This window comes from Nocardia acididurans, assembly GCF_016741815.1.
GTDB classification, from domain to species: Bacteria; Actinomycetota; Actinomycetes; order Mycobacteriales; family Mycobacteriaceae; genus Nocardia; species Nocardia acididurans.
Genome location: NZ_JAERRJ010000028.1, coordinates 1 through 24,631, shown reverse-complemented (window position 1 = coordinate 24,631; position 24,631 = coordinate 1). Strand labels below are relative to the sequence as shown.

Here is a 24,631-nt window from a genome sequence, read left to right as displayed (position 1 = left end):
AAGCCACCCCTGTGGTTCCGGTCCAGACCGGAACCACAGGGGTGGCTGTGGGAATCCCCGCGCGCAGCATGCGCCATTGCACGCTGACGGGACACGCCGTTGTGTCGGCGGGGACGGGTTAGAAGTGGCTGGCCCGCTTGGTGAGGGCCGCGAGGCGGGCGCGTTGGTCTTTCCAGTCGCGTACCGCGTTGCCGGTGACCTTCTCGAGGTCGGCTATCGAGGCGTAGGCGTCCGCCATCTGCGCCAGCCGGGTACCGATCGCGCCGAGGTTGCGCCGGTAGGCGTCCTCGACGACTTGGCGGGCGTCGGCCCACACGGTGAGAGGGTTGCCGAGCGAGTAGACCTCGACGACGTATTGCGCGACTCGATCGACGCTGAGTTGCAGCTCTCCGAGACGCTCGCTCAACCCGCGCGCTAGTGCGTAGACCGCTTGCGGGGTGGGCTGCTGGCCGCGCTCGGTCACGATCACCCGAAGCATGGCGAAAATCGAGGCGTTCAAGTGGTCGTCGAAATCGGTGGTACGCACCATCGCGAGGACTTCGGCGGCCTCGGCGGTGTCGAGATTGAGCAGGGCCGCCACGAGATTGCGGCCCGGGTCGAGCGTGCGCAGCGTGCGCCGGTGCGCTGCGGCGGTGACCTCCTCGACGACATCGGCAAGGGCGGCCGGCTGGGGCAGCACGGGCGCTGTGCTGCCCCAGCGGGCGGGGGAGGCGGACACGGCGGGCTCACACGGCCGGATCCGCGACACCCGCCGACTGTGCAACCGCTACGCCCTCGGCGTCCGCACGGTCGGCGAGATCCTCACCGTCGGCGGCCTGGGCCAACAACACGGCCCGGTCGGCGGCGAGCGATTCGAGGTGCTCAGCGCTGCGGATGCGTACCTGCTCGATCTCGTCGGCCAGCTGTTGGGCAGCCTTGCGGAGCTCGGCGCGGCGGTTGCGGTCGGCGACCACATGCGCGGCCCGGCGTATCTGCTCGAGGTCGGGGCGAGCAAGGAACTCCCGCAGGATTGCCCCGACCAGGGCCACCACCTTTTGCGAGGTGCGCGGCGGGCATTGCTCGGTATGGGTCCTGCTGACCGGTCGGCGGTTGTTGATCTCCCACGTGGAGAGATTCGGCAGCACGGCGGTACGGATGCGCCCCGACGCTCCCACCACTTCAATACCGTTGACCTGCGGCCGGTTGGGCCGCTCCCACCACATGCGGTCTCGGCGGCCGTCGTCCTCGCCGTATGCGATGCGGAGCGTATGCACGGATTCGGTGGGCTCGAGCGGGTTCGCCTCAATCCACACTGTCAGCGTTCCGCTGAGGCGCTTCCCGCTGATCGTGTAGTAGCTGCGGGCGGCCTCGAGGTCGGTCCGCTCGCACAGGTAGGCGGTGCCGAACTCGCCCAGATCCACCGGCCTACCGGAGTACTCGCGCGGTGGCCGCTCGGTCGCGGCGTGGGCCGCGCGGGCCCGGTCGGTGCTCATCGGTCCCAGCACGCGGGCCAGATGGTCTATCCGCTGGCTCTCCGCGACCGTGATCACCGCCTGGCCCTCGTCTACGCTGGGACCCCCGGCGTCGGCACTGGTGGCGACGGTGAACCCGTAGCGTCCTGCTTCCTTGCACAGGGTCTCCCACAGCGCGGCGGCCGGATCGGTGACCGGCTCGACGGTCACCGGCTCGCCCTCGAAATCCTCAATCCCCTTGGTCTGGCTGATATCCCACACCTTCGACGTCCGAAATCGGGTGCGGGACTCGCCCTCGCCGGTGCTCTCGCCGCTGTCGCTGGTCTCGTATATGACCGCTTCCGGGGCACTCTCGCCCTCGTCCTGTCCGGCGGTCTCGCGGCCCTTGGGCCGTGCGATCCGCAGTCCCGGCTGATCGGGGTATCGGCCACGGGCGCGCCATCCGGAGGCGGTGTCTACCTCGGTGACGGGGAATCCGCGTTCTTCGGCCTGCCGCAGAATCAGGGCCTGATTGCGAAGGCTGTAGCCCAGGAACCGCGCACAGCGGATCCGGACAGCGCTGCTCACCAGCCCGCTGACGGCGTCCGGGTCGGACAGCAGCGCGTCTACGTGCGCGGCGCGGGCCTGCTCCTCGGCGCGCCACTGCGCGATTTCCTCGGGGGTGTATCGGGCTTTCCTGGCCATGACAATGCTCCTTCCATGGGGACGGGATTCTGTACATTCCTTACGCAATAGGGGGCGGACAGAGCCCCTCCACGAACGCCGCCGTGACCTGCTGACGGTGTGCGCGCGCCTTCGCGGCGGCCGCGGTGCGGCTGTCGGCGTAGTCACCCAGCTGCCCGCACGAACACCCGGCCCAACTCGTTCCGTCGTAGAGCCGCCCGCAGCGGCCCGCTGGTTTGTTCAGTCCGGCGCTGGACATGCCCCGGTCGGCGGGCCAGTACCACCCGTGCGGGGCGGTGGTGCGGGTGCGATGGTCATCGGCCAGTAGCGCCAGCCGGGCGGGCAGTGCGAGCCGTACTTCGTCCCGCCCGCTGCGGGCGAGAAACTGCCGGGTGAACAGGTGCGCGCCGGTGCTCCGGGCGATGTCCTCACCCAGCGCCAGGATGCGGCCGTCGTCCACCAGGCGCGGGCGGGGCGCTTGACCGATTCTGCGCAGTGCCGCGTACATCGTCGGCGTGAGGGCCCGCCCGAACGGTTCGGCGGTGACGGTGCGCTGTATCGGCATGGCCGACAACCGGTACACGGTCCAGGTGAGGATGATCGCGCCGCGCCGGTGAGCCTCCACCGTGGCCGTACGCAACCGCAGCCCACGCGTCAGCATGGCCGTGGCCTCGGCTTCGGTGGCGTTGCCCTCCTCCCGTAGTCCGTCGCTGCCCGACCGGATGATTCGGAACATCGGAACCCGCTCTACCGCAGCCACGGTCACCGCTCCGGGCGCGGCGGGTGAGGGATCGTCACGACCACGGCCGTGGCGTTATCGGCGCGGGCCCCGGCGGCGGCGACGGCCGCGCGGGTGAGCCACTGGGCGGCCTGCTGGCTGGACGGGGCGACGGTGAGAATGCGCCGAATCGTCTTCTGCGACAAGGCCTCGTGTACTCCATCGGTGCTCAGCAGCACCCGGCGAGCCCGCAACAGATTCGGCCAAGTGGGCCAATGGCACTGCTCCGGCTCGGACTCCGCGCGTGCCAGCGACCGAGTCAGCACCTGCGGGCGGCCGAACTTGCCCAAGTTGTGATCCCGAGACAACTGGACCAAGCGGGTATTACCCAGCAGGACAGACGCGCGGCTGTCGCCGATCCATCCCACATGGATATCCGCGTCGGCGGTGATCGTCGCCACCACCAGGGTCGTATTCGGCCGTGCGCCGTTGTACAGCCCGCTGTAATCCTCGAACAGCATGCGTGTGGCCTGGTCGCCGTGGCGGCCGCACAGCGGCACAGCGGCGCGGGTGAGCCTGATCAGCTGGGCCGGGGTGGCGCGGTGGTCGAGGCCGGCGGCCAGCGTGCACGCAGTGCGCGCGGCCGCATCGGCGATCACCGCGGACCCCGGCACCGACCCGATACCGTCGGCGGCAGCGACCACGACATAGCCCGGATCGGCTCCGACGAATTCGGCGTGGTCGCTGGCATCCTCTTGGCGGGCCCGCCCGCCGATCAACGACGCGGAACCCACCTCGATATCACGCAGCAGGTAGGCGGTGGTGGCGGGATCGTAAGCGGTAGCAGACATTTCGCGAACCTCGTTTCGGATCGGTGGAAACGGCTTATAGGTGGCGGACGAACGCGGGCGTTCAGCCATCGATGGCGGCGCGGAATTCCTCGTACTCCTCGCGGTCGCGGCGCTCGAACTGCTCGACGCTCAAACCCTCGAACTCGGCGGCATGCGTCAGGCACAGCAAGCTGGTGTCGGTGTCGTCGTCGGCGTGGGGATCAAGGCACCACGGGCAGGAATCAGACATGGTCGGGCCTCCGGGATGAGTTGGGGCGGTAACGGATTGGGGAACCAATGCGGCCCAACCACACCAAGATTTGTACGAAACTTACGCATTCTGGTGTGAGTGGGCCGCTGCTGTTCGATGTGCTCTGGTTCAGCGGCCGAGCGCGCGCCGGGAGCCGAGCCCGGTCTGTCCGAGATCAACGCGTTTGGCGGCGGCCGCGCCCATTTCGGCATGGGTCGCGTAGTACCGGGCCTGGCTGCGCCGCTTGACTACCTTTCCGATTTCGGCCCGCATCGCAGCGTCAGCACGCTGTGCATCGTCGACGAGGACCAACGCGGTACCCGGTGCGCTGATCTCAGCCGCGCGGGTTTCTGCACCGGTCAGCCGCGCAGAGATCTCGCAGTAAAACCCATACATCCAGGATTTCCGCACTTGGCGGGTTTGCGCGGCACTGCTCCCGCGGATCGGCACCCGGGCTGCTCCCGCAAGCATCTGCGGCATGAGGGAGGCGAACAGCACGCGAACACGCGCGGTATGCGCGGGCACCCCGTACACCGCCATCGTTTCCTGGCCGTCGCGGCGGTCGCGGACCGGCGCACAGTGCAGCGCGAGAGCAAGCCTGTTCAGCAAAGCGCGCTGCTGCGCAACGTACTGGCCTGCGATCTGGAATTCCGCGCGCTCGATCTGAGCTGGCTCCTGCCCGGACTGCTGGCGGGCCTGGGCCTCGTCGATACCGTATTTCGCGATCAACTCGAACGCCTTCGCGTTCAACGCTTCGGCCTCGGGCGTCCCGGCCACGCTGGCGGCCTTCGCGAGCAACTTGCGCACCTTGTCCAACATGTCTTGTGCGGGGGCGTCGTTCTCCATCATCGGTGTTGCCTTCCTTCCGAACGGGTTGGGGCGGTAGGGGATTCGCGTTCACTCGTCGCTGGTGGGCGGCTCCTCGGCGTCGGCGCAGGTCGCGGCGTACTCGTCGCGGGCGGTATTGAGAACTTCCTCTATCTCGGGGATGGTGGCGTTCACGCGCAGCCCTTCGCGTTCGCCGAAGCTGTGCACCCAGAACGGCTCAGAGTTCGGTCCCAGGAACACGTCCATACCCCACTGAGGGGCCTCGCCCTCGAGTTGGGAAACGCTGATCCGGTGTCCGGATGACGTCTCGACGTCGGCGCTGTAGCCCTGGCGGCGGGTGCCGAACAGTCCGGCTTCTTCGCGGTACTCCAGATTCCGCACCACGAATGTGACTGTGTGGCCTTCGATTTCGACGCTCCCGCCCGGGGGCGGGGTCTGCTGTCCGTTGGATTCGGTCATGCCCGGTGTTCCTTTTCTCGGGGTTTTGACGGCGGCCGGCGGGGGCCGTCTAGGTGTGGGGTTGTTCGGCGTAGGCGGTGAGGACGGCCGCGATTCGTTCGGCGTCGGGGTCTGCGAAATCGGCCTCGGTGAACCAGTCGGCGATACCGCGCAGCGTGAGCCGTATCCGGCCGGTGGGTTCGCGCGTGGTGACGACTCGGTCACCGTCGATATCGAGGAACTCGAGCAGTAACCCGGGCTCGGCGGGGGCGGCGTGAGTGCGGCGGCGAGGTGCTCGGCGTCGCTGCGTTTGATGCGCACGTGGTTCCGCTCGCAATGGCAGCGCACGATGATATGCAGGATGTTGCCGGGATGGGGGACCAGCGTCACTGTCCGGCCGCGAACGTCGGTGAGCTGCAACAGCGTGTATGGGGTCATTGGGCGGACGCTCCTAAGTGAGTGGGCCGCGCATAGGCGGCGGTGCGGGGTGGGCCCCAACGCCCGGTCGGGGGAATCGGACCGGGCCGGACAGCGGGACCGGTCACGGCGGGGGCGGCGTAGCGCGGGCGGCCGGTCGGTGTTCTCCGGTGGTCGTGGGTACGGTGCTGGTGTGCAAACGGTCCCGGTTCATGTGCTGCGTGAGCAGTGGGCGCGGTTCCTCGACGGTGCGGACTTCCGGGGTGAGGTCGTCGGCGTGGCCCGGCACGGCCGGGTAGACGTGCTGCTCGTGCCGGTGCCGGTGTGGCGGGCGGGATGTGCCCGCGTCCCGGTCGCCTCGGTGCGGCGGGCGGTCACGGCGGGCGATGCCCGCGAACGGGTGCGCGAACTGCGCGAGGACGCGCGCGCGGGTACGCATACCGTGATCACCCGGTACGGGCAGGAAATCGCCGTGCTGGTCCCGCACGAGTGGGCGACCTCGGCCGGGCTCGTGTGACCCGACTCCAGCCGCCCACCGCACGAAACAGGGGGCCTTTAGGTGCGGTGCTCGTCCGCCATCTGCAATTCGATCCCGTACACGTAGGCGATATCTCGCCCGGCCTCCGCCAACCGGCGCAACCGTTTCGGCTTCAGCGGCTTGTCTACCGCGCGCTGCAAGAACAGTGCCATCCGGTGTTCGGGGTCGGCGTAGATGGCGGTCTCGAGTGCGACGTCTGCGAGCAGTGACTCGCCGCGCAGCAACGCGCTGTATGCCAGCAGACACGCGGCGTCGGCACGGTCGGGGTGGGGCAGACAGCGCGTCAGCTGCGCCCAGATCGACTCGGCGACCGGCGCGAGCTCGGTCAGCGTGAGACCGAACATGGCATCGCGGACCACCGAATCACGCAGCGCGACAGCGATTTCCGCGCGCACCTCCGGCGACACCGGCTCGTCGGGGTCGCTGGTCATGATGAGTTTCAGCGTCCGGTACAGCATGCTGCGCGTGTAGGCGTCGGTGTCTCCCTGCATCCGCAGCGCCAACGCCAGCCGCGCACTGTGGGTGTTGGTCGCGGCGGTGAGGGGTCCGGCTATCGCGTCGCGTTCGGCGGCGACGGCGGTCACGATGGGCAGCAACTCATCTCGGGTCTTCATGGTGGCGGACATACCGGGTTCGGGATTGGTCATGGTGGTGCCCTTTCACTGGTTAGGGTGAGCAGTGGGGCACCGGGCGACTAAGGAACGCCCGGTGCCCTCTGCACGTGTTCTGGAGGGGGTTACGCGGCGGTGGCCCACCGCTCGAGTGGTTCGCCGGTGACGGCCTCGACCAGCGCTGAAACGATGATCTCGGCGGCGGGCGGGGTGACAGCGTTTCCGTACTGCCTGACCTGCTCGCGCTTGTTGCCGAGCACGATGTACTCGGGAACGAACGCCATGGCATCGCCGATTTCGGGCGGCAGGAACATGCGGAACCCGCAATCGAGAATGTCGACCTCGGCCACCTCCGCCGGGGCGACCAACGCGAACCGGTCATGCGTGGGAATCGCCGGAACCGGCTCACTGACCAGCCGGGCCGACCCGGTGCCGTAGTAGGGCAACAGCAGCGCTTGCCGTACCCGCTCGCTGATCTCCTGATTCGGGGTGACGAGTGCGTGATGGTTACCGCTGGCGGTGACCGTGGCGAGCGGCTCGGTAGCCGCGCGCGCGTCGGACGCTCCACCGCGCAGTTCAGCGACGAACGGCAAGAACGCCAAACCCGTTTCCGCGCGGGTGGTTTGGGTCCGCAACGGCACGTTCACCGGTGCGGCTTCTTTCCCGTCGCGGCCTTCCATCGGCACGACCAACGCGTGACCGCTGCCATCGGCAACGATCGTCGCGAGCGGCTCGTGTATCCCGATCGTGCGCGGCCGATCCGAACGCAGCAGCGCGAGAAACGGTGCGGGAATGGCGATCCCGTCGTTCTCGCGGGTGGTGCGCGCGGGCAGCGGCATGGTGACCGGGCTCGCCGCGTCGCGCCACGTACCCCCGGCGGGCACGGTGAGCGGTATCCGGTAGCGCTGCAGTCCGGCCGCGATTCTCGCCATGGTCTTCTCGGCGAGTGGCCGTTCGCGGTCGCCGATCCGCTGGCCGGTGTTGGTCCAGTCGATCACGCTCGCCGCTGGCCGGGTGGGCGGCTCCAACACCTGATTTCGGCATTTCACGCGCGGGCACCGGTACATGTACTGGGTGCGGTAGCGGCCCATGTCGCCGGTCTCGGACTTGAATACCTGCATGGCCTGTACCCACTCCTCACACGTGGGGCAGAAGGCCAACGGCCGCAACCATTTCGACCAATCCGGATCACGTCCCAGCGACTCGTGCCAATAGGCGACGTAGAGCCGGTCTCGGCTCTGCGGAGCAACCGGGGTGCGTACGGGCTGGGCGTGCATGCTGTTCAACGCGATTACTCGCGTGCGGTAGCCGAGTTTGCGGATTTCGCCCAACCAGCGGGACCACTGGTCCCACTGCCGGACTTCCACCACGTTTTCCACCACCCCGGCCAGCACACGCGCGCCGCGTTCGGCGCACCCGCGCAGATACAGCGGAACCTCTTCCATGAGGGCCCGTGACCGGTCGGCCTCCTCGTCGCGCGGGGTGTCGAACAGATCGCCTTGCATGGTGGCGTCGTAGTCGCGTTTCTTGCCGCGCGCCGAACTCCATTGCGGGCATTCCGGGGAAGCCCAGAACAGATCCGCGACCGGCCACCGCTCCACCGGTGCGGTCCGGATATCGCCTTGGTAGTGGTCGGTGTCGGGGAAGTTCGCGGCGTGCGTCTCGATCGCGCGGTCCCAATGGTTCGCCGCGCGGGTCACGGTGACCCCGGGCACGGAGTGTGCGCCCTGGCTCGATCCGCCCGCACCACAGAACCAATCCATAAGCGTGAGCATGGGATTCGTCTCCTGTCTGCAAACAGGCGACGGCCCCGGGCACTAAGGATTGCCCGGGGCCGTCGCGCTATCGGATGGGTGGGTGTGGCTAGGCGGTGCGGTCGTGCATCGGCAGCACCTCACCGACCGGATAGCCCAGAACCTCTTCAACTGCGCGGGTGAACAGGCTTCCGCCCCCGGCGTCGTTGCCGCCGTGCATGTACCAGGGGGTGTGCCCGTCCGGGGTGGAGCCTGCGGGGTGGAACGGCCGCAAGAACGCGTGCTTCTCGTTCGGGTAGGTATTGACCGACCGGAACCGGCGGCGCACGACCACGACCACCGGGGGAGCGTCGTCGGAGGGTCCGGACTGTCGCCAGTCCGGAACCGGGGTGATCTTCCCGCCGTCGGTCTCGTCCACGATCCCGATCACGGTCACCTGTCCGAACCAGGCGGAAATACCGTTGGAGCAGTTGTGCAGGGCGCGATAGACGTTCAACCGCATTCCCCGGATTTCGGGGACTGCGACCGGTCCGGCATCGCCGGTCGGGGTGGTCATGGTCATTGGGGGGCTCCCTTCGGGGTTTCCTCGTCGGCGGCCAGGCGGCCCGCACACGACGTGCACAACTGGTCGGGGTGGGTGATCGGCCCGTAGTAGTCGCACCCCACACAGCGTTTGTGGTCGCGATACAGGCAATTCGCGGGAATCGTGCCGGTAGCGTCCGCGTACGCGCCTTCGCTGACGCAGTTGCGGCACCGGCACGACTTCCCCGGGGCGCTCATTTCCGCCCGCCTTGCAGCTGGCGGCGCAGGGCATCCAACCGACGTTGAATCAGCCGGTAGACGGCGTTCTCGACGTCGGCGGCGGCCTCGTCGAACGAGTCGAGATCCGGCGCGCAGAACCGCTGCAACACCGCTTCGGGCAACAGGCTGTGTACCGACCAGCCGTAGAGCCCGGACCGGTCGACCCAGACGAAACCCTCGAACTGGCCTTGGTGGTAGTCGCGCCGGTACAGATGGCGCGGCCCGTACTCGGTGTGCGTGATGCCCAGATACGCCCAGCTGTCGGGAACGTCCTCGGGGGCCTCGGGTAGGGACATGACGTCCTCACCTGCCTTTCGTTCGTTCTTCGCGAACAAGGAAGGCGAGACCGGCGCTAGGTTTCCTGGCGCGCCCGTGTTCGCGGGTCACGCCGTTACAGCCAGGGTGTCAACCCTTCGACCTCTCGAACAGGGTCTAGGCGTCCTCGGGCCCCGGACATGTCCAGCCCGAACCGGGCTGCCCGCTGACACGCGGGACGGAAGCGGCGAAGGTCGATATGTTCGCACCGATCTCGCTATGGAGTTCTCAAACAACCCGTGGAATCAGGGGCCGGGGAACCGCTTCCCCTCCGTTCCGATCCAATACCTAAATCTTACGCACCTTACGCAGAGGAATCGCCGATCTTTCTTGGGGTTATTTCTGCAGGTCCGGCAGAGTTTTCGGGCGTAAGAATGGGCGGGCCTTTTTGCTTTTGGCTCTTGCTTTTTTCTTTGGCGTCCCTTGGGCTTGGCTGCCTCCCGGCGAGGGCGGGGGCTCCGGGGGCTGGCCCCCGTGCACGCCCGCAGGGCGTGAAGCTCTACCCGGGGGACGGCACCGACAGGTGGGGAGGTGGTGGACCCTTCGGATGGCTGGGACGTCTCCGATCAGGGCGGGCACGGCCGGTCAAGCCACGCTTTTCGGCTTGACCGGCCGTGGTCGTCCTGATAGTCCCGATAAGCCATCCGGAGGGTCCACCACCGCGGGACGGCCCCCGCGCGAGCGAAGCTCGCGGACATCGGGTGAGGGGCTGCGCGAGTCCAGGTGCGGTGTCGGGCCGGCCGTCTTCGACGTCACGACGCTGGGTGGTGAGCCCGCGGGAGCGACGAGACTGCGGGAGGGCTCGGTGTCGCGGCAGCTCAAGGCCGTCTTGAAACGGTTGCGCAGCATGCGACGCCGCGGGTGCCGGGGCATGTTGCGCGGCACGTCGCTGATCGTTTCCGGGGCGTAAGGTGCGTAAGGTCCGTAGAGTTGCTGGTATGCGGCAGGTGGAATCGGACCAGTTGCGCGTGAATTGGGCGGATAGCCTTCGCGCGGCGTACGAGTATGGCGAAGTCCTGGTCACGACGTTCCATGACGAGCCGGCGGGCGTGCTGATGTCCCGCGAGAAATGGGCTCAGGGTGTACAGCGGCTGCCGGTCGAGGAGTCGCTGCAGATCGTGCTGAACAGTCGCGAGGCACGCACGAAACTGCGTGCTCAGCGTGAAGGGCTGCGCCGCGGGAAGCACACGATCGTGACACTGTGGAACGAGGAACGCGCGGTACTCGCCCCGTACCAGTGGGCTGTCCAGGCGTTCCCAGACCTTGAACTGCCCGCGCCGGCACCCTCCTGAGTTTGCTATTGCGACAGTGGGGTCAAGCCCGACCACCGCACTCCCTCTGTGTGCTCGTCCGGGGCGGGCTCTGGTCCATGGGCGATCTCGAATGTTGTTGCCGCACATTGAACCCAGAGACTGGCTCCTGACGTCGGCAGGGTTGGTGTCTGAATGTTTTTGCAGCACAGAGCGTCTGTTCATACCGGGCGGTGCGGCACTCGGCCCGTCGTGGCTGCGGAAGTTGTCACCGCACAACGGCTGTTCTCAAGCCACGGCGTGCCAGATCGCTTCCCGGTCCCCGGATCGCAGGGAGCGGATGCGGTGGTGGAGTTCCTGTTCTGCGGCGGGTTTGGTGGGTGCCAGGCGGATGTAGCTGCCGAGTGAGTGCAGTTCGGTGAGATCGCGCAAGAGTGTCCAGCCTGGCCAATCCATCAGGTCGCGGCCGTAGGCGGCGATGAATTCCCGCCGCTCGTCGGTGTCCTGGTGGAAGTGGTCGGGCAGGGTCGAGACCAAGTCGAGTTCTCGTGGGCCCAGGCAGCACCCGTCCCAGTCAATGAGCACCCAACTGTCCTGGTCGTAGACGGCGTTCTCGTCGTGGACGTCGCCGTGGACGAGTCCGTAGCCGAGTGGGAAATCTGTTGTGGCGAACTCGCCGAGTACCGCGTCGATTCGTTCCTTGAGCCAGCTGCGCTCGCTGCTGTCGAGCGCCGGCTGCTCTCGTTCCTCGTCGACGGACAAGGCTTCACGGAGCCGGTTCAGGGGCTGATAACGGGGCAGTGGGAACGGTGGGACGGGCTGGTCGTGCAGGCGCCGCACCAGCGCACCCAGTGCGGCAGGATTCGGGCGCGTGCTGGGTCGGTAGGGCCATAGCGTGGCCACCGCGCCGTGGCTGCGGAGTGGCTGTTGCCCGTGTGCGGGTGCTAGAGCGATGTGCTGGTCGCGACCAGCCAGCCAGCGGGTGACGGTGACGGCGGTGGTGGCGCGCTGGCGTCGCAGGTCGGTGTCGGGGGCCAGGCGGGCGATGAGGTTGTCGTGGGGGAGGAGCCAGACCGCGTTCGATCGGTGGTGGAGCAGGCGGGCATCGGTGGGATTCGCGCCGAAGGCCGCGCAGATGTCGAGAAGTGCTGTGTGGCCGGGGAGTTCGCTGTCGGTCGGTGTGCTCATGGCTGGGTTTCGAGGCCGGGGACCGCGTCGACCAGGGTGCGGCGGAAGTCGGCGATATCGGAGCGGTGGTTGTGCGCGGCGGTGAGTTCGTGGAGGTCGCCGAGTCGCCGGTAGCAGCGTTGGGATGACAGTTTCGTGGCCGCAGTGAGGGCGTGCTGGCCGTGGTGCAGGGCAGCGTCGAGGTCCCCGGCCCGCACATAGGCTCCGGCGAGCGTGGGCAGCACCACCGCGCGGGTGCGCGCGAAGGTCTCCCCGTGCCCGGCGACCGACACGGTGAGGTGCTCGATAGCCTCGGGCGCGAATTGCGGGTGATGCAGCGACAGCAGGTACAGAGCGTGACCCTGCTGGCCGGCGATCTCGGGTTCGGTGACGAACCACGCCCACGGCGGAGTATCGCCATCGACCGCGGCGTAGAGCTCCTGGGCCTGGCCGAGAGCGCGGCGGGTGGGCTCGATCTCACCGATCATCGCCCAACACCAGGCCAAAACCACCGAGATGTACCCGGCGGTGATCGTGGAGACCGGATAGAAACGGCTGGACGCGGTCGCGGCAGCCAACTGCACAACCTGCAAGGCATGGCGGGCCTGGTGCAGGTGCAGATATTGGTGGGCCAGGTCGAGCAGGACCGACACTGCCAGATCCGTGCTGCGCGGATGGTCTTGGCCGAGTGCGGTTTCGAACGCGCTGCCCCAATGCTGGCGGGCGCCACCGTGGTCGTCGGCGGATTCGGCGACGTCGTAGGTGAGCCAGCCGGTCATGCTGGCCAGATCAGCGGTCGCGATACCGAGCCGCGCCCTGATCGCGGGTGTGCAGTGGGCGCGGTCCCAGGCGTAGACCTGCTGTAGCTGTGCTTCGGCGGCCGCGCGGCACAACTCGCCGCCATGGGCGAGGTCCCATTGCCGGAATGCTTTGGTCATCGTCTCGACGGCCTCGATGTCACCGGCGCCGATCTGGCGATGCCGCAAGGTCTTTCCGGTTGCCCGGTTGGTGAGGCGGTCGAGGTCGGGAGACAGCCCGGTGCCGAGCGCGATGGCCGTGAGCCATGTGATGAAGTCACGGCGGTTCACCCAGCTCACCTCCTGTTCGATCGCCAGGTTACCGGGCGGTCGGGGGGTGAACCCGAGATGCTGGGCGGGGATTCCGAGCGCTTCGGCGATGCGCGCGACCAACCCCACGTCACACAGTCGCCGTTCGCCTCGCTCGACTGCGGATACCCGCGACTGCGACAGGTCCAGCAGCACACCGAGGTTCAGCTGCGAGGCCTCGGTCTCGGCGCGAACAGCCCGGAACACCGGACCGAAGTCGTAGCGCGCCAACGCGTCCCGGATGTCGGGGCGGTCGTAGAACGCTGGTGTGAGCGGTCGTTGGAATCCGGCGTGGCGGCCGCAGTCGGCGCACAGGATTCCCAGCACATCGGGCGGTAGAACGTGCGCGCAGTGGCGGCAGTGTCGAGCCTCGGTGCTCATGGTGTCGGCCTTCCCCGGCTACTGGACTTGAGCCTAAAGCGCAGGTCGCGCACCGGTGTGGGAAACCGTGCATCTCGGTATGGCGGCGGCTAGCCCCACTGGGGCTAGACCCCGTGGGCGTTGGGCACGAGCGGGGAACGCGCGACGGTAAGCAGCGACACCGGCCGATCCGCTCCCGCCGGAATCCCGGCGGCTCGCTCCAGGGAGTCTCGATGCTGAACCCGCTGCCGCACAACCCCTCTCAGCATGCGCTCGAGCAGGCCCGACCGCCCGGCGATGCGGATATCTGGTGGCGGGTGGCGGTGATCGGGTGCGGGTATGTCGGGCTCACCAGCGCGGTGTGCCTGGCCGCACTCGGGCATGCGGTGATCGCGGTCGACACGAACACCGAGGTGATCACCGGCCTGCGCAGCGGGCTCTCGCCAATCCCCGACGAACCGGGCCTGTCCTCGCTGCTGGCCGTGGCGTTGGCCCGCGGCACCGTGGACTTCACCACCACCGCGCTGCCCGCTGTCGAACACGCCGCGGTGGTGCTGGTGTGCGTGCCGACTCCGGCATTGGCCGACGGGGCGGCGGATCTGAGCGCGGTCTTCGCGGTGGTCGAACAGATCGGCCCGCACCTGGCTGCTGGGGCGGTGCTGGTCCTGAAGTCGACTGTGCCGGTGGGGACCTGCCGCGCCATCGAAAGGCGGTTGGGTCGTCCCGATGTCGCGGTGGTGTCGAACCCGGAGTTCCTGCGGGAGGGCTACGCGGTCAACGACTGCATGAATCCGTCCCGGATCGTGATCGGCGCGCACGATGCCGTCGCCGCGAAAACCCTGGCCTCCCTCTTCGACTGGAGCCACGGCCCGGTCGTGCACACGACCCCGGAGACCGCTGAACTGGCGAAACTGGCCGCCAACGCGATGCTGGCCGTCCGGTTGTCGTACGTGAACACCCTGGCCGCCCTGGGGGAGCGCCTCGGCGCCGACGTGCCCGCGGTCCTGCGCGTGTTGGGTCTGGACCCGCGTATCGGCCCGGACTATCTGCGCCCCGGACCGGGGTGGGGCGGGCCGTGCCTGCCCAAGGACGCGACCGCGCTGCTGCACCAGGCCACCAGCGCGGGAGTCGATTTCGGCGTGCTGGCTGCCACTGTGGTCGCCAACGACGCGCTGCCGCAGTGGATCTGCCAGCGCGTCCGCGAGGCCGCCGGGGGATCGCTGACCGGTGTCCGAGTCGCGTTGCTGGGTCTGACGTTCAAGTCCGGTAGCAGCGACACCCGCTGTTCCCCGGCGCTGCGGGTGGCGGCCGAACTGGTGGCCGCTGGCGCGGTGGTCACCGGCTACGACCCGACCGTGCACCCGGGACGCGGGGTGTTCCTCGCGGGTGTCGCGGTCTGCGATTCGGTGCTCGCGGCGGTGACCGGGGCGTGCGTGGTGGTGCTGACCACCGATTGGCCGCAGTGCGTCGAGCCTGGCTGGGCGCAGATCGCGGCCGCGATGACCACACGTGCGGCGGTGATCGACACCTGCCACGTGCTGGACCCAGCCCGGCTCGCCGAGTACGGGCTGACCGTGATGTTCGACAGCAATCACGCTGACACAGAAGGGAATTCACAATCATGATGTCCAACTCGCATGTGGTGATCACCGGAGGCGCGGGGTTCGTGGGCAGTCATCTGGCCGTGGCGTTGCTGCGCCAGGGGCACCGGGTGACCGTGATCGACAACATGTCCACCGGCAGCTACGACAACCTCGGCCCCTGCTACGACTTCCCCGGGTTCTGGCTCAAGCAGGGCGATATCGCGCACCCGACCTCGCTGACCGGACTCAAGGACGTCTCCGCGGTGGTGCACCTGGCGTGCCCGGCATCCCCGGTCTGGTACCAGCGCATGCCCATCCAAACCCTGCGAGCCGGATCGCTGGGCACCTTCAACGCGTTGTCGCTGGCCGACCAGTTCGACGCACGGATCGTGCTCGCCTCCAGCAGCGAGGTCTACGGCGACCCGAAAGTGCACCCGCAGCCGGAAACCTACGTCGGCGCCATCGACCCCATCGGGCCACGTGCCTCCTACGACGTGGCGAAACTGTTCCTCGAGGCGACTGCGGCCGCCTACCGCGAGTCCAAGTACGTGCGGTGCGGGATCGTGCGCCCGTTCAACGTCTACGGCCCGCACATGCGCCCGGAGGACGGCCGGGTGGTGCCTTCGTTCTGCGCGGAAGCGTTGCGCGGCAACAACTTGCAGATCCACAACGGCGGCACCCAGACCCGCAGCCTGCTCTACATCGACGACGCGGTGGACGCGATCGTGGCGATGCTGGGCTGCGAGGAATTCGGGCCGGTCAACATCGGCTCCACCGATGAAGTCACCATCGGCCACCTCGCCGAAACCATCGTCGCCCTCGCCGGATCCGGTTCGCTCACCATCACCGAAGGGCGCGCGCATGATCCGGGGGTGCGCTGCCCGGACGTGACCCGCGCCCAGCAGCTGCTGGGCTGGAAGGCCACCACCTGCCTCGAGGACGGCCTGTCGCGCACGCTGGACTGGATGCGCGGCTATGTCAGCAAGGCGGACTGCGCATGAGCGGGCAGGTGCGGTTCATCCTCTCGCCCAACTGGTCCACCCTGGCCGGACGCACCCTCGACGGACTGGAATGCGAGGCCGACACCGTCGGGCAGGCGTTGCACTGGCTGCGTGAGCAATGCCCGACGCTGGCCGACCGGATCCTGTCCGCCGACGGCCAACTGACCCGGTTCAGCACCTACGGCCTGGACGGGGAAAAACTCGCCGGCGCGGACGCGCTCACCACCGTCATCAGTGAGGGCGGGGTGCACGAGTTGCAGATCGTGCCCGCGTTCATGGGCGGGTGAGACCGATGTTGACCACGAACGACATGGTGCTGATTCCGGCGGCGATCGTGCCGATCGGTTCACCTGAGCAGCATTTGGACGCGATCTGCGGCGAGCAGCATTATCCGAGGCAATGGTTCGAGGACGAGACACCGCAGCGGCGGATCACCCTCAATGGGTTCCGCATCGACCGCCATCCGGTGACCAACCTCGACTTCGCGGCCTTCGTCGACGCCACCGGATATGTCACCGCGGCCGAACGCCGGGGTGACGGGCTGGTGTACGGGCGAGAGTACTGGATGGCCGAGTCCGGATTATGTTGGCGGCGGCCGCATCTGGATCTCGACGCGGTCGCTGACCGCCCAGACCATCCGGTCGTGCACGTCGACCAGGCCGACGCGGCTGCCTACGCGGCGTGGGCCGGGAAGCGGTTGCCGACCGAAGCCGAGTGGGAGTACGCGGCCCACGGCCCGGATTGGCAGGCGTGGCCGTGGGGGTCGACCTGGTCGGCCCGCAACGCCAACACCGTCGAGTACTGGGCCGGCGAACCGGTCCGCGATCTCGCCGCATGGAAACGGTGGTGGGGTCCGCGCTGGCGCGAGTACGGCCCGCTGCCCGGGACCACCCCGGTTGGTGAATTCCCTACCGGCTGTTCACCGTTCGGCGTCGCCGATATGGCGGGCAACGTCATCGAATGGACCTCCACCCGCTACCGGTCCTACGCGCCCGGTGGCGGGCAGCCCCGCGGATTCGAGGCCGCGGTGGGGTTCGGCTATCACGTGGTGCGCGGCGGGTCGTGGAAGACCATGCGCTGGCAGACCCGCACCAGCGAACGGCTGTGCTGCCCGGCCGACTACTCCACCTTCGATATCGGCTTCCGCTGCGTCGCCGACCTCACCAACTGATCCTCTACTACCGCAAAGGTACCCGCACATGCATGTCCTCGTCACCGGCGGTGCCGGATTCATCGGCTCGCACCTGGTCGACGGCCTGCTGGCCGAAGGCCACACCGTCACCGTTCTCGATGACTTCTCCACCGGACGCCCTGACCGGCTGCCCGCCACCATCACCGGCCTGCACACCGTGGACGTCGCCGACGCCGCCGCGGTCACCGACGCACTGCGCTTGGACCACCCCGAGGTGGTTTTCCACCTGGCCGCCCAGATCAGTGTCCGTGCCTCGGTGGCCGACCCACAAGCCGATGCCACCGACAACATCCTGGGCACTCTCAACGTCTGCGAAGCCGCCCGCACCGTCGGCGCCCGAGTGATCCTGGCTTCCACCGGCGGCGCGCTCTACGGTGACGGCGTCTCGTTGCCGACCCCGGAAACCGTGCTGCCGCAAACCCCTGCCCCGTACGGGATCTCGAAATACTGCGCCGAGCAATACCTGCAACTGTCCAACCGGCTGCACCACACCAACCATGTGGCGTTGCGGCTGGGCAACGTCTACGGGCCCCGCCAGGACCCACACGGCGAAGCGGGCGTGGTCGCGATCTTCTGCGGCGCTGTCGCCGCCGACCAGCAGCCCACGGTGTTCGGCGACGGCAACCAGACCCGCGACTACGTCTATGTCGGCGACATCGTCGAAGCCTTCCTGCTGGCGATGCGCTACGACGGCCCCCAGGCAGTGTTCAATATCGGCACCGGGCACGGCAGCACCGTGTGGGAGCTGCTGGCCGCAGTCAACACCGCCGCCGGCAAGGACCTGCCCGCCCGGCCCGCGCCACCGCGACTGGGCGAATGGCGGTACGGGGCACTGGATGCCAGCCTCGCCGCCGAGCAGTTGGGGTGGCGCGCGCACACCAGCCTGGCCGACGGCATCGCCGCGACCTACAAGGCGCTGACCAGTTGAGCAGGCGCGGGCCCCGGTAAAGGGGCGGCTGGGCAACTCGGATCGGCTCACCCACATTAGGGTGAGCCGATCTTCGTTGTGTACACCCCGCCCCGTCACACCTTCCGGAGGAACTCCCGCGTGGCCGCTGGTACCGAAGGCGCGAACGTCATCCTGCGCAACTCCCACAATCAGATCCTGCTGTTCCTGCGAGATGACAAGCCCGACATACCGTTTCCAGCGATGTGGGCCCTGCCCGGCGGACACGTGGAGCCAGGGGAGACACCCCTGGAATGCGCGGTCCGTGAATACGCCGAAGAAATGGGCGTCCACCTCGACCCAGCGGCCCTCATCCCGGTGTGCACGCGACGGCGGCCGTGGGGAATGGTGGAACACACCTTCACCACCGTCATGGACCTCGACCTCGACACCGTCGAACTGACCGAAGGCCAAGCACTGGCGTGGTTCACCGAAGCCGAGATCGCAGCCACGGTGCTCGGATTCGAGGAAAACGACATGCTCGCCGAGTTCTTCCGAGCCCTGCGCACGCCATCCGCTCAGAGCGGCGGCCTACCCCGCGTTCGCTTCTGAAACCAGCTGGTCCGCAATGGAACTCGCCTACGCCGACAACGCGATCCCCCGCCGAGTTCTTCGACCGGCAACGTCGACCGGCAGGTCCCGGACCCCACCGGTAGAACAGCAACGGCGAGCAGATCCAGGCGAAGCGGGAGGTGGGCAACGACTGATCGTTCAGCGGCATCGGTTGTACGGTTTGAAAGATGAACTCACCGCGACGCTCGATCACGGTTACCTCCGAAGGCGAGCAGTCCACGTTCACCGGCGACGTAGATATTCGCAAGACCGCCTTTGGCACGTACTACATCCTCTGGAACGGCAAAGTCGCCTGGCAGCAGCGCGTTCACAACGGCCAGAAAGCAGCAGTCGAGCTCAAGTTCGAGGGCTTCGACGAAGAGTTCATCAAGTCGATCACAGGACGGTAGGTCGGGCCTCAGGAGACCGGAGGTCGCCGCGTGCCCGCCCACAGCGGCGGCCCGACGGCACCACCGGCCCGGTCATCGCACCGCAAAGCCGCCGCTGACACAGCAAAGTCGCGTTCAAGCCGGGGCGTGCTTGGCGGGTTCGCTGCTGGCAGGCGCATTCCGGCTCGTCGAGTGGCGGGTTGTAGTCGATTGCCGCGCACTTCTTACAGGTCGTTGTTCGGTGGCCGTCGCGCCGGTGCGGGCTCGGGCAGGAAATCCATCCGATGAGCGCACTGCCTGGTGTGCGTAGATCGTGCTGGTCTTCGCCGACGCAGCGCACCAGTTGCGGTTCGGCGTAGCGGCCGTCGCCGAGTTTCACCAGGGTGTCGGGGGCTACCACGATGCCGTTGACCGCGTAGTAGCGGCGTGTGGGGGATCGGTCGCGACGCGCTGTCATCGCTCCACAATCGAACGTATGTGCGGCTACCGTGCATGAGAAAGGCCCGGACATAGGGAAGCGTCCGGGCCTTCTGCGGTATCGCGGGGGTTTATGCCGAGCGGGGCCGGCGGTGGGCCAGGATCCGCAGGACGTCGTCGCGGGTGATGGCATCGACGTCGTCGGCGTTGGCTTCGGTGGTCACCCATTCCGAGAGCAGTTCGTCACGATCGGCACCGGACTCGGCGGCACGGGCGAGCAGCCGCTCGTAGGCGGCGCGGGGGAGCTTCAGCTCGGCGGTGAAGGTCACCGTCAGCTCTTCGTCGTCGCCCAAGCGCGGGACGTCGACAGGTTCGGCGGCCGGGTCCAGGCGCATGTTCTTCCACAGCTCGTCGCCCCAGTTCGGGCCGAGCGTGTCGAGTAGTTGGGCCTGGATCGCGCTGGCGCGGTCATCCGTTGAACGGCTCATCGGTGCCCTCCTCCCATTCTTCGTAGACGGCCAGGTCGGCCCCGGTCAGCTCGCGTGCCGAGATCACGATCGCGGTGAACGGGCTGATCTCGCGGGTCGCGATCACCAGCGGGCGTCCGCTGGTGGTGCGTCCTGCTATCAGTGTCACCTGAATCGGCGCTCCCGTCGATGGACGCGCCCAGCGACGTCGCGCACGCAACACCTGCTCGATCTCTTCCGGTGTCACGCCGCGCAGGGCGGCTCGGGCCCAGTCCGGCAACTCGAACGGCATGGCGGCTACCCTATCCGCGCCGGTCGCCGCGTGGAAACCCGGTCGCGAAGGCCGCGCTCGGCGACTCGCGGGCACACGCGACGGTGGTGGTTGTTTCCACGGCGGGCAGGATGGCTGTGTGCTGCACGCCCGCACCCGAGTTCACCTGGCTGGTCGTCCCGACCTGCTCGGCTGGGTCATGCCTGCCGGTTCGGAGGGGTGCGGGAGAACGCGGCGCTGCATCCGACCAAGGATGAGCTGATCAGGGCCTATCGCACCGAGCCGGTGATCGACGATGGGGGCTGGGTCGTGGTGTGGTGGGGCCCGGCCCGCCACGAGCGCCTCTCGCACCGCATCGAAACCCTGGTGGTCGTCGCGCCGCCGACGCCTTCGATGACCTCCCCGGACCGCGGCGCGGTGACGGCTGATCCGCGCGTCGTCGCAGGTGGGAGAGGGTGTGGGATGCTGAGATCATGGTCGCGGGGCTCGGCGACGACGACGAGCCGGACACCACCGTCACAGCGGCGGATCCGGCCGTGTACTCACCTGGTCGCTCGCACCCGGTCCCGATAACCCGGATACCGCAGCTGGCCGCCGCCGCGCGGGCCCGCGGTCAGAGCGGCCGTGTCATCTGGGTCGACCTGCCCGACCCGCCAGTCATTCACACCCGTGGTCGCGTGCCGAATCAGTGGCTGCTCAGCGGCGAGTTCGCGGCGTTGCCGATCGCGTGCCCGTACTGCGGCTGGTATCGCGACGGCGCGTGTGCGTGTGCGCCGGAGCTGTCCGCGCGGAGCTTCCAGCTGGAAATCGGGTGACGGTGCGTGCCAGCAACTCGCATCGTGTGCCAATGCGGCGCGCCGCACTTCCTGCTGATCAGGGGAGATCGCTACCGTCGAGACGGGTATCCGGAGCGGGGCGCGCCCGTCGCGCCCTGTCGGATGCGGGGATTGGGCAACAGGTCCGCATCCGCACGGTTCGCTTCGCATACCGGGGCCGTGCACCCGAGCGGCCCACCGGTACCGCTGCGCTCAGCCATGGCAACGTGCCGGAGTACGAGATCGCCCAACCGCCGGCGGGAGCACCCGCAGACACGGTCCATTCCCGTTTCCCGAGATCGCCCACGCCCTGCTGAGCCTGGCCAGCGGGCGGGCGCTGACCGTCGACGGCGGCATCAGGTCGATTGAGCCAGGACACCCGACACCTGACCTCGTTCTTTACAGGAAAATGGGGCGGTCGAACTGAGATGGTGACATAACGTCGAACGATGACCAGTTCGCATCTCGGGCGCGCCCAATGGCTCGCAACCGACGCTTATGACGCGATGAGCGCAGCGAAAGACGCCACCGAAGCCGCGATCAAGAGCGGATCGCATCTCCAACCCGAGAAGGCCACCGAGTTGGCGCTGCGCTGGCAGATCGTCGCGGCCATGCAACGCCAAGCCGAGCTGCACCTACAGGTAGGCGTAGGGATCCGCGAAGACCGAGACGACAGCGACTAGAGGACTCCGGCTACTGGTCCCATCTGCGGGCGACGACCGGAACTCGAGGAAGAAGAACGGGTTCCCACTCCACACCGCCGAAGCTTGACGTCACACGTGCACGGAACCGACGCCCGTGGCTCTTCGCTAGCTTTACCCAGAAGAACATTGAGCTGCCTGTGTGCATCGTCGCGTCGCGTTCGAGGCGATCGGCGGTGGCGTCGGGGTGCCTGTCGAGGTCGAATGTGATGCCTGGGCTGTCATGAATCTCAAGAACAACGCGATCCAGTGTTCCTCGTGCCACCGTGAGCTCCAGCTGCCAGGACACACCTGTTGTGGGTCCCCACCGCAGTGTCTCCCAGACCGGGGCGGTCTCTTCATGCCGTCGCGCGGCCGCGATTTTCGTTTGTTGGCGAGCATGCCGCCAACTGACCAGCGCGAAACCGAGGGCGGCCAGCGCGATCAGGATGCTGATCGCCGACAGCCAATCCGCTAGTTCCACACCACGGGACAGTAGTAGGGGACGGTGGCTCGACAGCGGAAGCAGCTCCGGCGGGCAGCTGGGTGGTGTTCAGTTCACCGCGCGGGAGGTGACGTTTGCGGGGGCCGGCCTGACGGTCGAGCCAGTAGAGTGCCGCCTCCCATCCGCCGTCCCGGATATGCGAGGCGAGCTCCTCACAGACGACACGCTGCGGGCCGGGATCACCAGGGCGAGTTACGCGTTCCGCAGTCTGCTCGATGAGGGAGCGCAGGGTGTGGCCGCGCCGTTCGTGTGTGGACATTGTGGTCGGAAAACAATCGTTTTCCGGACAGCAATAAAAAACCCCGGATCCCGGTCAACGAACAACCATCGGGGGTGGACCCGGGGCGTCCCAGCATTGCCCGCGCCGCAGCCGACCTAAATGAGGCACGCATCAGCACTTTCGCGGCACTGTCGGTCCGTTGACCGTTCAACGGTCAGCAGCGCAGGGCGTGGCGGCCTCCACCGTCGGCGGTCGGTGCGGGGAAGGTGAGGCGGGGGAGTTCTTGGGTGGGGGCGTCGTCGAGTTCGCGGTAGAGCTGCGCGATGAACACGTCCAGGCTGCCGTAGCGGTCCAGGATCTGGTTCAGCAGTTCTATCGCCTCGTACGCCATCGCAGTTCCTCTCGCCGGGCGGGCCCGTGCGACCCGTGGGCGCGCCGGGACTTGAAGGGCGTGCTATCGGCGGGTGCGGTTGCCGCAGTGGGTTTTTCACACCCGCCGAGGTAGGACTGCCGTGCGTACAGCGCCGGTCCGGTTGCAGGCGGGACCGGGGATACAGACGGCCGCCAGGGCTGGGCGGCCCCGAACATCCCGAGCACGAGAACCAGGCCAGACGAGCAGCCCTGGGATGGGCCCGCGCGCTGGTCACGCATCGGCTCGTGATCGGAATGCCCGCCGACATGCTAAACGGCCCCGCCCTCGTCCGGACCCGAAACACACGCTCCGACCTGGTGATCATTGCCCGGGTGGAGCACCGCACACGGACAATTCGCGCCGAACGGGTCGTTCGGCCCGACCCGCCGGGCCCGGTGTTCCACACTGATGCTGGATCCGCAATGGTGCATCGCCCACCCAGGGATGCACCCCCGATGTCCGGTGCCGGCACCCACCCAGACCCCGCCGATACCGGGCAAGCTCCCCGCGGCATTGCAGACCATCCGGATCCACCGAGAAGGCACCTGGAAGTGGTGCAGCCCAGCGTTTGGAGACAACTGCCGATCCCTATTGGGCGGGTCAGGCCTCGGCCCGTCGTGGCTGCGGAAGTTGTTACCGCACAACGGCTCTGGAACTGCTTCTCAGGCCACGGCGTGCCAGATCGCTCCCCGGTTCCCGGATCGTAGGGAGCGGAGGCGGTGGTGAAGTTCCCGTTCTGCAGCGGATTTCGTGGGCGCGAGGCGAATGTAGCTGCCGAGTGAGTGCAGTTCGATGAGGTCACGCAGCAGTGTCCAGTCAGGCCAGTCGAACGCTCGGGTGGGAAGCGCTGCGGCGGTGGATACCAGCGCCAGCCCTGCCCTGCCGAGCAGGGGCGCCGCGGTGCCCCACACTGGAAGGCGACATGTTGCGCCACTGCTACGACCAGTGGGATTCCCGCTAGCGAGCCGAGTGTGTTGTAAGCGTAAACCCGCGCCAAACGTCCGTCCGGGATATGGGTTTGCCGCGCGACGTCCCAGGCGACGATGAATTGCTCGAGGGCGATTCCGCAGAGGAACATCGCCACGACGATCACGAGAAGGTTGGCTGGCCCAGCCAGTGCGAGCATCGGGAGGCCTTGCAGGCGCAAGCAACGACTCCGACGCGCAACCGAAGTGAGCCTCTTCGAAATCTTATGCATCAATTCATATATCGCTGTTTAATAGTCCTTCAGTGCACGCCAGGCCATCGCCCGTCCGGCCGTCGAAGCTGGACCTGTCCACCCCCACAGCCACATCACTGGCCGATACACCACCTATTGGATGTCGTAGAAATGGCCACCATCGAGGTAGCGGATTGTATGCGCGTCGCGCTCGACGACTGCTGGGTCTTCGTGCATCAGGATGACCCGTAGGGGATAGGTGAGGTCGTTCACCGTTCGCTCGATGCGTTGACCTGGTTGGACGGCCGCTTTCAATGCGACGAAGCTCTCCAGATGACGGATCTCGGAGAGACCACGATAGCCTCGCAGAGTTCCTGTGGCGGGAGCTATCAGCCCCGCCACCGTGCAGGAAAGAGACGGGTTGGGAGCAGGCTCGGCGTAGGTGATTCGGAATTGATCCGGCTCGAGATAGGCGGTGACGGTCCAATCAAGTTGTGATGTTCCCTGCGCTTGCTGCGCGTAGTA

General features: G+C 67.6%; 31 protein-coding genes and 1 pseudogene. 11 read left to right on the top strand and 21 right to left on the bottom strand.

Features of this window, described 5'->3' with window-relative positions; translation table 11 throughout:
• Window positions 1-118: 118 nt before the first annotated feature.
• The 8 genes from JK358_RS38295 to JK358_RS38260 form a co-directional block, all read right to left on the bottom strand.
• Window positions 119-718, bottom strand: coding sequence for a hypothetical protein (locus JK358_RS38295; protein ID WP_201958664.1), 600 nt, complete (start codon window positions 716-718; stop codon window positions 119-121).
• A 7-nt stretch (window positions 719-725) separates the two neighbouring features.
• Window positions 726-2,135 (bottom strand): hypothetical protein, encoded by a 1,410-nt coding sequence (locus JK358_RS38290; protein WP_201958662.1) that lies wholly within the window; start codon window positions 2,133-2,135, stop codon window positions 726-728.
• Between the two features lie 40 nt (window positions 2,136-2,175).
• Entirely contained in the window at window positions 2,176-2,850 is a 675-nt protein-coding gene (locus tag JK358_RS38285) for a hypothetical protein (RefSeq protein WP_201958660.1), read from the bottom strand.
• A 26-nt stretch (window positions 2,851-2,876) separates the two neighbouring features.
• Window positions 2,877-3,683 carry a PP2C family protein-serine/threonine phosphatase gene (locus JK358_RS38280; protein WP_201958658.1) on the bottom strand — a complete coding sequence of 269 codons (807 nt, stop codon included), beginning with the start codon at window positions 3,681-3,683 and terminating at the stop codon, window positions 2,877-2,879.
• Window positions 3,684-3,744: 61 nt separating this feature from the next.
• Complete coding sequence (locus JK358_RS38275) at window positions 3,745-3,912, bottom strand: hypothetical protein (protein ID WP_201958656.1); 168 nt, start codon at window positions 3,910-3,912, stop codon at window positions 3,745-3,747.
• Between the two features lie 129 nt (window positions 3,913-4,041).
• On the bottom strand, window positions 4,042-4,761 hold the full coding sequence (locus JK358_RS38270; RefSeq protein WP_201958653.1) for a DUF2786 domain-containing protein: 720 nt from the start codon (window positions 4,759-4,761) through the stop codon (window positions 4,042-4,044).
• Between the two features lie 48 nt (window positions 4,762-4,809).
• Entirely contained in the window at window positions 4,810-5,199 is a 390-nt protein-coding gene (locus JK358_RS38265; RefSeq protein WP_201958651.1) for a hypothetical protein, read from the bottom strand.
• Window positions 5,200-5,248: 49 nt separating this feature from the next.
• Window positions 5,249-5,515 (bottom strand): hypothetical protein, encoded by a 267-nt coding sequence (locus JK358_RS38260; protein WP_201958649.1) that lies wholly within the window; start codon window positions 5,513-5,515, stop codon window positions 5,249-5,251.
• Window positions 5,516-5,788: 273 nt separating this feature from the next.
• Between JK358_RS38260 and JK358_RS38255 the strand changes: the two genes are divergently transcribed.
• Window positions 5,789-6,112: a hypothetical protein gene (locus tag JK358_RS38255; protein WP_201958647.1), complete on the top strand. Its 324-nt coding sequence runs from the start codon at window positions 5,789-5,791 to the stop codon at window positions 6,110-6,112.
• A gap of 38 nt (window positions 6,113-6,150) precedes the next feature.
• Here JK358_RS38255 and JK358_RS38250 read toward each other — a convergent pair whose 3' ends face one another.
• The 5 genes from JK358_RS38250 to JK358_RS38230 all read right to left on the bottom strand — a co-directional run bounded on the left by JK358_RS38250 (window position 6,151) and on the right by JK358_RS38230 (window position 9,595).
• Window positions 6,151-6,780, bottom strand: coding sequence for a DUF4192 domain-containing protein (locus JK358_RS38250; protein WP_201958645.1), 630 nt, complete (start codon window positions 6,778-6,780; stop codon window positions 6,151-6,153).
• A gap of 89 nt (window positions 6,781-6,869) precedes the next feature.
• Window positions 6,870-8,519, bottom strand: coding sequence for a DNA cytosine methyltransferase (locus JK358_RS38245; RefSeq protein WP_201958643.1), 1,650 nt, complete (start codon window positions 8,517-8,519; stop codon window positions 6,870-6,872).
• Between the two features lie 88 nt (window positions 8,520-8,607).
• Window positions 8,608-9,060 carry a DUF8317 domain-containing protein gene (locus JK358_RS38240; RefSeq protein ID WP_201958641.1) on the bottom strand — a complete coding sequence of 151 codons (453 nt, stop codon included), beginning with the start codon at window positions 9,058-9,060 and terminating at the stop codon, window positions 8,608-8,610.
• Complete coding sequence (locus JK358_RS38235; protein ID WP_201958639.1) at window positions 9,057-9,278, bottom strand: hypothetical protein; 222 nt, start codon at window positions 9,276-9,278, stop codon at window positions 9,057-9,059. The genes JK358_RS38240 and JK358_RS38235 overlap by 4 nt, the downstream gene beginning before the upstream one ends.
• Window positions 9,275-9,595, bottom strand: a complete 321-nt coding sequence (locus JK358_RS38230) for a hypothetical protein (protein WP_201958637.1) — start codon at window positions 9,593-9,595, stop codon at window positions 9,275-9,277. Before JK358_RS38230 ends, JK358_RS38235 begins: the two co-directional genes overlap by 4 nt.
• A 957-nt stretch (window positions 9,596-10,552) precedes the next feature.
• Here JK358_RS38230 and JK358_RS38225 point away from each other — a divergent pair.
• On the top strand, window positions 10,553-10,906 hold the full coding sequence (locus JK358_RS38225) for a hypothetical protein (RefSeq protein WP_201958635.1): 354 nt from the start codon (window positions 10,553-10,555) through the stop codon (window positions 10,904-10,906).
• 246 nt (window positions 10,907-11,152) lie between these two features.
• Here JK358_RS38225 and JK358_RS38220 read toward each other — a convergent pair whose 3' ends face one another.
• Together JK358_RS38220 and JK358_RS38215 are read right to left on the bottom strand one after the other, a co-directional pair.
• A complete protein-coding gene (locus JK358_RS38220) occupies window positions 11,153-12,052 on the bottom strand; it encodes a phosphotransferase enzyme family protein (protein WP_201958633.1) in 900 nt (299 codons plus the stop codon).
• Window positions 12,049-13,518: a helix-turn-helix domain-containing protein gene (locus JK358_RS38215; protein ID WP_201958631.1), complete on the bottom strand. Its 1,470-nt coding sequence runs from the start codon at window positions 13,516-13,518 to the stop codon at window positions 12,049-12,051. The genes JK358_RS38220 and JK358_RS38215 overlap by 4 nt, the downstream gene beginning before the upstream one ends.
• A 212-nt stretch (window positions 13,519-13,730) precedes the next feature.
• Between JK358_RS38215 and JK358_RS38210 the strand changes: the two genes are divergently transcribed.
• From JK358_RS38210 to JK358_RS38180, 7 genes are all read left to right on the top strand, one after another.
• Window positions 13,731-15,122 carry a UDP-glucose dehydrogenase family protein gene (locus JK358_RS38210; protein ID WP_201958630.1) on the top strand — a complete coding sequence of 464 codons (1,392 nt, stop codon included), beginning with the start codon at window positions 13,731-13,733 and terminating at the stop codon, window positions 15,120-15,122.
• Window positions 15,119-16,081, top strand: coding sequence for an NAD-dependent epimerase/dehydratase family protein (locus JK358_RS38205; RefSeq protein ID WP_232852604.1), 963 nt, complete (start codon window positions 15,119-15,121; stop codon window positions 16,079-16,081). Before JK358_RS38210 ends, JK358_RS38205 begins: the two co-directional genes overlap by 4 nt.
• The gene (locus tag JK358_RS38200) at window positions 16,078-16,368 is read left to right on the top strand and encodes a ubiquitin family protein (RefSeq protein ID WP_201958628.1); all 291 of its coding nucleotides are present in this window, start codon (window positions 16,078-16,080) and stop codon (window positions 16,366-16,368) included. The genes JK358_RS38205 and JK358_RS38200 overlap by 4 nt, the downstream gene beginning before the upstream one ends.
• A gap of 5 nt (window positions 16,369-16,373) precedes the next feature.
• Window positions 16,374-17,252: a formylglycine-generating enzyme family protein gene (locus JK358_RS38195; RefSeq protein WP_201958627.1), complete on the top strand. Its 879-nt coding sequence runs from the start codon at window positions 16,374-16,376 to the stop codon at window positions 17,250-17,252.
• 28 nt (window positions 17,253-17,280) lie between these two features.
• Entirely contained in the window at window positions 17,281-18,201 is a 921-nt protein-coding gene (locus JK358_RS38190; RefSeq protein WP_201958618.1) for an NAD-dependent epimerase/dehydratase family protein, read from the top strand.
• Window positions 18,202-18,321: 120 nt separating this feature from the next.
• Window positions 18,322-18,771, top strand: coding sequence for an NUDIX hydrolase (locus tag JK358_RS38185; protein WP_201958617.1), 450 nt, complete (start codon window positions 18,322-18,324; stop codon window positions 18,769-18,771).
• A 188-nt stretch (window positions 18,772-18,959) separates the two neighbouring features.
• On the top strand, window positions 18,960-19,181 hold the full coding sequence (locus JK358_RS38180) for a hypothetical protein (protein WP_201958615.1): 222 nt from the start codon (window positions 18,960-18,962) through the stop codon (window positions 19,179-19,181).
• Here the strand turns inward: JK358_RS38180 and JK358_RS38175 are convergent.
• The 3 genes from JK358_RS38175 to JK358_RS38165 all read right to left on the bottom strand — a co-directional run bounded on the left by JK358_RS38175 (window position 19,168) and on the right by JK358_RS38165 (window position 20,336).
• Window positions 19,168-19,617 (bottom strand): hypothetical protein, encoded by a 450-nt coding sequence (locus JK358_RS38175; RefSeq protein ID WP_201958613.1) that lies wholly within the window; start codon window positions 19,615-19,617, stop codon window positions 19,168-19,170. The two genes, JK358_RS38180 and JK358_RS38175, sit on opposite strands and share 14 nt — an antisense overlap.
• Window positions 19,618-19,708: 91 nt before the next feature.
• Window positions 19,709-20,065, bottom strand: a complete 357-nt coding sequence (locus JK358_RS38170; protein ID WP_201958611.1) for a hypothetical protein — start codon at window positions 20,063-20,065, stop codon at window positions 19,709-19,711.
• Entirely contained in the window at window positions 20,046-20,336 is a 291-nt protein-coding gene (locus tag JK358_RS38165; protein WP_201958595.1) for a hypothetical protein, read from the bottom strand. Before JK358_RS38165 ends, JK358_RS38170 begins: the two co-directional genes overlap by 20 nt.
• A 452-nt stretch (window positions 20,337-20,788) precedes the next feature.
• On the opposite strand from JK358_RS38165, the gene JK358_RS38160 reads away from it, so the two are divergent.
• Both JK358_RS38160 and JK358_RS38155 read left to right on the top strand, forming a co-directional pair.
• Window positions 20,789-21,130 (top strand): hypothetical protein, encoded by a 342-nt coding sequence (locus JK358_RS38160; RefSeq protein WP_201958593.1) that lies wholly within the window; start codon window positions 20,789-20,791, stop codon window positions 21,128-21,130.
• 449 nt (window positions 21,131-21,579) lie between these two features.
• On the top strand, window positions 21,580-21,813 hold the full coding sequence (locus tag JK358_RS38155; protein ID WP_201958591.1) for a hypothetical protein: 234 nt from the start codon (window positions 21,580-21,582) through the stop codon (window positions 21,811-21,813).
• A 10-nt stretch (window positions 21,814-21,823) separates the two neighbouring features.
• On the opposite strand, the gene JK358_RS38150 is transcribed toward JK358_RS38155, so the two are convergent.
• The 3 genes and pseudogenes from JK358_RS38150 to JK358_RS38140 all read right to left on the bottom strand — a co-directional run.
• Window positions 21,824-22,294 (bottom strand): hypothetical protein, encoded by a 471-nt coding sequence (locus JK358_RS38150; protein WP_201958589.1) that lies wholly within the window; start codon window positions 22,292-22,294, stop codon window positions 21,824-21,826.
• 455 nt (window positions 22,295-22,749) lie between these two features.
• Window positions 22,750-22,926 carry a hypothetical protein gene (locus JK358_RS38145; RefSeq protein ID WP_201958587.1) on the bottom strand — a complete coding sequence of 59 codons (177 nt, stop codon included), beginning with the start codon at window positions 22,924-22,926 and terminating at the stop codon, window positions 22,750-22,752.
• Between the two features lie 1,333 nt (window positions 22,927-24,259).
• Window positions 24,260-24,631, bottom strand: a pseudogene (locus tag JK358_RS38140) (ATP-grasp domain-containing protein); the annotation flags it as partial.